The sequence below is a fragment of the Staphylococcus sp. KUGN1 genome (assembly GCF_045984185.1).
Classification (GTDB): domain Bacteria; phylum Bacillota; class Bacilli; order Staphylococcales; family Staphylococcaceae; genus Staphylococcus; species Staphylococcus warneri_A.
The window spans coordinates 1-7,635 of the sequence record NZ_JBJQIL010000012.1; the positions used below are offsets into that span (position 1 = coordinate 1).

Genomic DNA, 7,635 nt, shown 5'->3' on the forward strand with positions numbered 1-7,635 from the left:
AAACTGTTTCGACGAATGTCGGTATAGCGTGAGCTATGAAACCGACGAGTCGACAGTTTTTGGGTTTATTAAGGGTTCAGAGGCTCAATGTCAATAAAGCAATTGGAATAATGCATTAAAGTTATATTACTTGTTGCTTTTTTAAATAATAAAAACCAACCACAAATGTGGTTGGTTTCCTTTTTGTCTTTTGAATTTGTGAGGGGCAAATTGCCCCGAACTTTTTAATATCTTTTTATAAATCTTTTTAAAACCTTTTTAGGAGTCATTTGAGTCCTAGAGTGACAACGGATTTGCCACATTAAAGGCATAGTTTTGCCACATTAAAGGCATAGTTTTGCCACATTAAAGGCATAGTTTTGCCACATTAAAGGCATAGTTTTGCCACATTAAAGGCATGGTTTTTAAATTGTTATGCCTATGTTTCTATGTTATTGTATAAACAAGCTTTAATACATTTTTTTTACAATATTAAAGGCATGGTTTTAATATTTTTCATGCCTTTAATGAAAGGAAAGATAATATATGAGTGGAGAAACTGTTATTTATAAAAATGAAATGAATTTAGTACCTTTAAGACGCTTTACTGCTACTGAAATTAATTTGTTCTTTGCTATGTGTAATAAACTCAAAGAACAAGATACTAATACACTCCATTTGTCTTTTGACGAACTCAAAGAATTAAGTAATTACAGTCCTGAAACACGTAACATTAACAGGTTTGTAGATGATCTCCAAAGAGTTTACGACAAAATGTTAGATATCAGATATACTATTAGAACTGAAACAAAAATTAAAAAATTTGTCTTATTCTATAAGTATGAAATAGATATATCCGAAAAATATTTAGAAATTGCTACTTCTCCCGACTTAAAATACATCTTAAATTCAATTACGGATAATTTTACTAAATTCGAATTAAAAGAGATGACACACCTTAAATCTACCTATTCAAAAAATATGTTTAGATTACTTAAACAATATAAACATACCGGCTATATGAAGATTAAAATTGAAGACTTTAGAGAACGACTAGATATTCCAGAATCCTATAGAATGTCTAATATTAATCAATTTGTTTTAACACCGATTATCAAGGAGCTTTCTCCAATATTTAGTAATCTCAATATCAATAAAATAAAGGCAAAAAAAGGTCGCAAAATTGAATGGCTAGAGTTTACGTTTGACGCTGAGAAACGCATTCACAATAAACGACAACCACAAATGGCGAATATAGATAAGTCACACCAATATATAAGTCGTGAGAAAACCCCAAAATGGTTAGAAGAACGCACATATGAAAAAACAATACACAACGAGCATGATCCACAACTAGAGAAAGAACGAGAAGCCTTTTTAAAACAACTTAAAGTAGATTGGGAAGAATAGAAAAGTTTACAAAAGATAACATGAAAGATATACTAAAAGTAACGAAAAGTGCGATGTTGTTTGTACATCAAAAACCCCCACAAAGCTTTGGACGGCTGTGGGGGTTTTCTTTTTATCATTTGAATTTATCATACAAATAATTTGCAATGATACCAGTCAAAACTGGACAAATGATAATTGTTACGACGAAAAGTGCAATATTCATTTGTACATCACACCTCCTTTCATGCACAGGAAGTGCGCTCTAATTATAATATACAAGTTTTTTCAGTGCATTACTTAAAGAGTGGAATGGCTTTACTAAAACAATAAATAGATTTGTGAAAGAGAGTGGCATTAATGAATAAAGAAGAATATTTAAAGATTATTCAAAAAGAAATAAAAAAGATAAATACTGATGAAAAAGAAGATATTTTATCTGAATACGAGTCTTATTTTATTAATGGATATAAAAATAATAAAAATGATGAGGAAATTATTAAAGAACTTGGTGATCCTGTAAAAATAGCCAAAGAAATAAATGCTGTAAATTCATTATACAAAGTAGAAAATAAAAAAAGTATTAAAAGTATATTTTCTGCAGCCTTTTCTATTATGGAGCTTAGTATTTTAAACTTAATTTTAATAATATTTAGTTTTTTTGTTCTTTTACTATTCTCACCTTTTATATTAGCCTATTTCATTGCAGTTCCGATAATGATTATATCACCAATAATATTATTAGTAATGGGGATTATAAATGGTTTCAGTACTATTAACACCGGAGACATTATAGAAGTTATTAAAGGAGTTACTTTAGGAATTATACTAGTATTTATTGGTTATTTTATTACTAAATATTTTTGGAAGTTATTAGTTAATTATTTAAATTGGAATATAACCATCTATAAAAAGGGGAAAATGAAATGAAAAAAGTATATATTTTTTTATTATTGATTTTTTCAGTTATTTTAGTAAGTTGTTCTAATTCTAACAATGATAATCATATTGAAAAAAAGAATGAAGAGAAAATAGTAGAAAAACCGTTACCAAAAAGAATATTTGATAAGAAAACAAGTAATCAATATATAACAGAAAATGAAATGAAAAAATCAATAAAGCTATATTTAGATAAAGATGAAGAGCTATCTGAAAGTAGTGAATATTACGAAGATAAGGTAGATTCTGAAGAATCATTAAGTCAAAGTGAAACTAAAAATCTTAAACACTTAAATAGCCTAAGGCAAAAAAATGATATGAATTTTAAAAACTATATAATAAATAATAAATTACCTAAAGATTATAAAAAAGATACAGAAAGAATAAGTAAGTATATTTCTCATTCTAATAGATATTCCAAAAATTTAGAGAAGAAACTTGATCAAATAATTAACAAAAGTACAAAACATGAAAAAGTATCTACTAAAGATATCGGAGAAATTAAAGATGACAGTACAATAGTGAATGGAAGAGAGCAATCTAAAATAGAAAAATTCTTACAAGAAAAAAATATCAAAACTAAAGCTTTTAAAAAGTGATTATTTATAATTTAAATATTTATAAAGCATACGTTAAAAAGAGTGTAAAATTTTGTATCTTTATTCAAAACCTCACTTATGAAAATGCATGAAAACGTGTCATTGGGGTAATGTATAAAAGATGAATATCCTATAATCCGAACCAAAAGGGACAAACGCTGAAATGACGGCGTTTGTCCCTTTTGAGTTAGTTAACATAATTAACGATTATGGGTAGTTGAATTGTATATGTTATGCAATACGCTAACTTAATAAATATTACCCATCAATGATTCAATAAAAAGACAACAAGAATAATCTTTATTGCTTAAATTTAAAGTAATTTATTTATCTAAATTTCTTTTTTCATTTATTAAGTTTTGAAACTCTTGTTCTAATTCTTCCGAAGGTTCCATACTCAATCGACTGAGTACTTCTGTAATTTTTGTCTCAAGTAAAAGTTTTTTATCTTCTTTAATATTCCTTGTTGGCTTTTCAGCTTGTTTAAATTGTTCATATGTGCCATCAAATATTTTTATTTCTTTATTATCAATTGTCATTATTCGAGTGGCTACTTTTTCGATAAATTTACGATCGTGAGATACAAAGATTATACTGCCATTATATTCCTTTAACAAAGATTCAAACGCCTCTATAGCTTCCATATCAAGAAAGTTTGTTGGTTCATCTAATACCAACGTATTAACTTCACTTAAGAATACTTTAGTTAGTGCTACTTTAACTCGCTCTCCACCACTTAAAACACTTATTGGTTTATAAACATCATCTCTAAAAAAATGCATTCTAGCTAGAATAGTTCGAATAAGAGTTTCATTTTGTTGTGAAGAAGATTGAACGTTTTCTAAAATACTCTTATCTAATTCTAATGTATCTATTTTTTGGCTAAAATAACCGATTTTGACAGATGGCGATAATGAAATACCAGGATTCCCATGCACAATTTTTTTAATAAACGTTGTCTTTCCTGTACCATTAGATCCGATAATTGCCATCTTGTCTCCTCCGCGAATACTAAAACTTTTTGCTTTCCACAATACCCGTCCTTCAATTGTACCCGAGACATCTTCACCACGTATTATAGTTCTATTTTTTACACTTTCTAAGTTCACTAAATCCATTTTAAGTGGAGGAAGTTCGTTTCTCTTTTCGACGCTTTCAAGTTTTTCTAGTCTGGTTTCTAGAGATTTTACAGTTTTTCGTAACTTCTTTTGCTTACCTGCAAAGTATGGCTTTGCTCCTGTTATTTTGCCTTCAGATAAACTTAAGTTTTTCGGTTTTTTAGTTGCTCGTTGAGCTTTCTGTTCTTTTATATTTATAGCTTTTTCCAATCGTTTCTTTTCTTTTTCATATTTTTCATATTCTAATTCTTCTCGATGTCTTTCTAATTCTTTTTGTTCAACATAGTTACTATAATTCCCCTTATATTCAGTTATTCTCCCCTCGTCAATTTCCCATATAGTAGTACACAAGTTATCTAAAAAAGCGCGATCATGTGAAACTATAATAAATGCTCCATGCCAATTTTTTAAATCCTGTTCTAATTTTTCTATATAGTTATTATCTAAGTTAGTTGTTGGTTCATCTGCTAATAGCAGTTCTGGATTTTTATCAAGCGCTTGCCGAATATAGTTTCGTGTTACTTCACCACCACTTTTAGTTGATTCTATGAGCTTCAATTGAGGAATAAGTTCACAATGTGAAAATTGTTTTACAATACCTTCTTCAGGCACAATTTTTTTATATAATATGTGAAGTAACGTTGTTTTTCCACTTCCATTTTTACCAATTAAACCAATACGATCATTCTGATAAATATTTAGGCGATTTATGTTCAACAATAAACGATCTTGAACATAATGTTTTATATGAAGTCCCTCTAACATTATTTTCATATTTTCTCATCCTCTTATAAGTAATTGAAGACAATAAAAGCCTCCCAATCTATTCAGAATAGGAGGCATAAATCTATATAGATGAACTCTAACAAAATACTTTTAGAGCCAACTACAGAATTTTCATCCTATCCTGAAAAGTACAATTGAAAACAACACAAATCAAACGCTGTTTGTAAATAAAACACTTTCAATTGTTTACTTTTGAAAATAGGATTAGTTAATCATGTAGTTGGTTCACCCTTTCCTTTATCGTATTAAATTCATCTTAAACAAATAGCAAATAAATGTCAATGTTCAACTCAAATTATTTTTTTAATTTATTTATATTACTTAATGAACAGTGGCTAGCAATTAGCCACTTATTTTTTCGCAGAAAAAATCCTAAGGGGCTTGGGGATATTCCCCAACAAGCAGGCGTCGCTACCACGTGAGTGGCTAGCAAAGCCAGTGCTTGCCAAACCACTTAACGACTTGATTAATTTTGCTTTACCCTGTAAAGTAAAATTATATTAAGGAGTTATCTTTCGTAGAAAGCGTGGTGGGATGTATGAGCGAACAAAACACATTTGTGGCTAGCGATGAAACTGTTGGGCAAAACCATAAACACAACCGTAAGGAGCCGAAACAAATTAGTTTTCGTGTGAGCGAATCCGAATATTTAAAGTTGAAACAGTCAGCTGAAACTTTAAATATGAGTGTGCCTTCTTTCGTTAAGAAAAAGGCACAGGGATCTCGATTGGTCGCACCTAAATTAGATAAAACAACGCGACAATCGATAGCCAAAGATTTAAGTAGATTAGGTGCTAATGCCAATCAGATTGCGAAATATTGCAACCAACATCAACACGAAGCGCCGAACTATGAAGCATTAGAACATAATATTAATGAATTACGTGAAAGGTTGAATAACATATGGCAAAGTCTAAATTAATTTTTTTAATTCTCTTTACGATATTTACGCTTATTGTAATTGTTTTAAACGTTATATTAATAAGTCGTGGAACGTATTTAACGCCTATATTTGTAACAATATCAGTCATAATCACTTGGTTTTCATTATTCCGAGAAAGAAATAAGCGTGATGACTATGGCAACAACTAAGTTAAGTGCGACCAAATCAACATCACGGGCCATTAATTACGCTGAAAAACGTGCGGTTGAGAAAAGTGGCTTAAATTGTGATGTCGACTATGCCAAATCAAGTTTTAAAGCTTCTCGCGAATTATATGGTAAAACCGATGGGAATCAAGGGCATGTCATTATCCAGTCGTTTCAACCGGGCGAAGTCACGCCCGAACAATGTAATCAATTAGGCTTAGCACTCGCTGAAAAGCTCACACCGAATCATCAAGTGGCGGTCTATACGCATGCAGATACAGACCATGTACACAATCATATTGTCATTAATTCAATTGACCTCGAGACAGGTAAGAAATTCAATAACAATAAACAAGCGTTACGTAATGTCAGAAATTTCAATGATGAGGTTTGCATGGAACATGGTTTAAGCGTGCCAGAAAAGGACACAGCACGCTTACGTTATACGCAAACGGAAAAAGCAATTGCTGACCCTAATACGAAATCAACAGCCCAATATTCATGGAAAGATGAAATCAGAGAGGCCATCGATCAATCACAGGCCACCAATATGGACGAATTCAAAGACCATTTAAACCAACATGGTATTGAACTTGAACGTGTCACACCCAAAAGCATTACCTATCGACACTTAGCCGAAGATAAAAAGGTGCGTGGACGTAAACTCGGCGAAGATTACAACAAAGGGGGGATCGAAGATGGCTTTGAAAGACAAATTCAACGACGAAAACAACAAGAACGAGACTCAGACACCGAATTCCAGCCCAAACGACCAACTTCAAACCGTGATGAAGCAACTGAACGAGATACAGGCGTCACTCAATCAGATTGGGACCAATTCGCCCAAGACACAAATGAGCTTGAGCGTAGCAGACAAGCTGCAGAATCAGCAAGACTTGCTCATGAAAAGGCTCGAAGAGATCGAGAAGAGAGAGAACGAGCGAAACAAGCGTCACGAACAATTATTAACGACCATCGAGACCACGGCCTCGAACTTTAATCAAGCGACTGAAATCACACAAAAGCGTTTCATCAGTGTAGCGAAACACTATATCGAACGCATTAATAACGATAATTTAAAACAAGATTTCCAAACAGCCATCCAAGAAGAATTGAAAGATGTGAAAACAGACACACATAAGGCGATTGAGCAATTACAAACTAACCAAGCCGAACTGCGACAAGCCAATAAAGATTATAAAGCAACCCTTGATGAACGTATCAAGTACAACGACACAGCGATGAAACAATATGATCAAGCGTTTCATCGTTTAACCAAAGGCATTACAGCGATGTTTTTTATCATTGCCTTAGTGATGGTCGCATTTTTAGTCTTAAGTCCCTTAGGTGACTGGTTAGGTGTACAACATTTTTATGAATGGCTGAACTATATCCTGAAAACAGGTCATTCAGCATGGCGTTATTTCATACTTATTTTCTATCTTGTTCCTTATGCTTTATTTGGAGGACTTATATATGCCATTTTAAGCGCGTATAAGCGCATTTAATATAAACGTTGAATAAAAACCACATTTGAGGTAATAAAAAAGCTGTATCAAGCTTAGAATAGCTTAGAAGTGAAAAGGAGAAATAAAAAGTAACACACGCCATTATGCCGAGAAAATTTATTGTGCATTGAGAAGAACCCTTAATTAAACTGTTTCGACGAATGTCGGTATAGCGTGAGCTATGAAACCGACGAGTCGACAGTTTTTGGGTTTATTAAGGGTTCAGAG

7 protein-coding genes are annotated in these 7,635 nt (G+C 31.8%); 6 read left to right on the forward strand and 1 reads right to left on the reverse strand.

Annotation, left to right across the window (positions count from 1 at the left end):
* Nucleotides 1-525: 525 nt before the first annotated feature.
* The 3 genes from ACJQQZ_RS12400 to ACJQQZ_RS12410 all read left to right on the forward strand — a co-directional run bounded on the left by ACJQQZ_RS12400 (nt 526) and on the right by ACJQQZ_RS12410 (nt 2,906).
* Nucleotides 526-1,389, forward strand: a complete 864-nt coding sequence (locus ACJQQZ_RS12400; protein ID WP_049388504.1) for a replication initiation protein — start codon at nt 526-528, stop codon at nt 1,387-1,389.
* Nucleotides 1,390-1,728: 339 nt separating this feature from the next.
* Entirely contained in the window at nt 1,729-2,298 is a 570-nt protein-coding gene (locus tag ACJQQZ_RS12405; protein ID WP_088922917.1) for an HAAS signaling domain-containing protein, read from the forward strand.
* Complete coding sequence (locus ACJQQZ_RS12410; protein ID WP_002485401.1) at nt 2,295-2,906, forward strand: NDxxF motif lipoprotein; 612 nt, start codon at nt 2,295-2,297, stop codon at nt 2,904-2,906. Before ACJQQZ_RS12405 ends, ACJQQZ_RS12410 begins: the two co-directional genes overlap by 4 nt.
* 323 nt (nt 2,907-3,229) lie before the next feature.
* Here the strand turns inward: ACJQQZ_RS12410 and ACJQQZ_RS12415 are convergent, their stop codons facing one another.
* Entirely contained in the window at nt 3,230-4,798 is a 1,569-nt protein-coding gene (locus ACJQQZ_RS12415; protein ID WP_408023168.1) for a Vga family ABC-F type ribosomal protection protein, read from the reverse strand.
* A 550-nt stretch (nt 4,799-5,348) separates the two neighbouring features.
* Between ACJQQZ_RS12415 and ACJQQZ_RS12420 the strand changes: the two genes are divergently transcribed.
* The 3 genes from ACJQQZ_RS12420 (at nt 5,349) to ACJQQZ_RS12430 (ending at nt 7,407) form a co-directional block, all read left to right on the forward strand.
* Nucleotides 5,349-5,732, forward strand: a complete 384-nt coding sequence (locus ACJQQZ_RS12420) for a plasmid mobilization protein (protein WP_088922915.1) — start codon at nt 5,349-5,351, stop codon at nt 5,730-5,732.
* Between the two features lie 156 nt (nt 5,733-5,888).
* Nucleotides 5,889-6,899, forward strand: coding sequence for a relaxase/mobilization nuclease domain-containing protein (locus ACJQQZ_RS12425; RefSeq protein ID WP_088922916.1), 1,011 nt, complete (start codon nt 5,889-5,891; stop codon nt 6,897-6,899).
* A 121-nt stretch (nt 6,900-7,020) separates the two neighbouring features.
* Entirely contained in the window at nt 7,021-7,407 is a 387-nt protein-coding gene (locus tag ACJQQZ_RS12430) for a mobilization protein (protein ID WP_231112633.1), read from the forward strand.
* Nucleotides 7,408-7,635: the final 228 nt, after the last annotated feature.

What these genes read in the sequence shown, in the direction of transcription:
- ACJQQZ_RS12425 (WP_088922916.1), top strand. Translation starts at nt 5,889, where the DNA reads ATGGCAACAACTAAGTTAAGTGCGACCAAATCAACATCACGGGCCATT.
- ACJQQZ_RS12415 (WP_408023168.1), bottom strand. Translation starts at nt 4,798, where the DNA reads ATGAAAATAATGTTAGAGGGACTTCATATAAAACATTATGTTCAAGAT.
- ACJQQZ_RS12405 (WP_088922917.1), top strand. Translation starts at nt 1,729, where the DNA reads ATGAATAAAGAAGAATATTTAAAGATTATTCAAAAAGAAATAAAAAAG.
- ACJQQZ_RS12410 (WP_002485401.1), top strand. Translation starts at nt 2,295, where the DNA reads ATGAAAAAAGTATATATTTTTTTATTATTGATTTTTTCAGTTATTTTA.
- ACJQQZ_RS12420 (WP_088922915.1), top strand. Translation starts at nt 5,349, where the DNA reads ATGAGCGAACAAAACACATTTGTGGCTAGCGATGAAACTGTTGGGCAA.
- ACJQQZ_RS12400 (WP_049388504.1), top strand. Translation starts at nt 526, where the DNA reads ATGAGTGGAGAAACTGTTATTTATAAAAATGAAATGAATTTAGTACCT.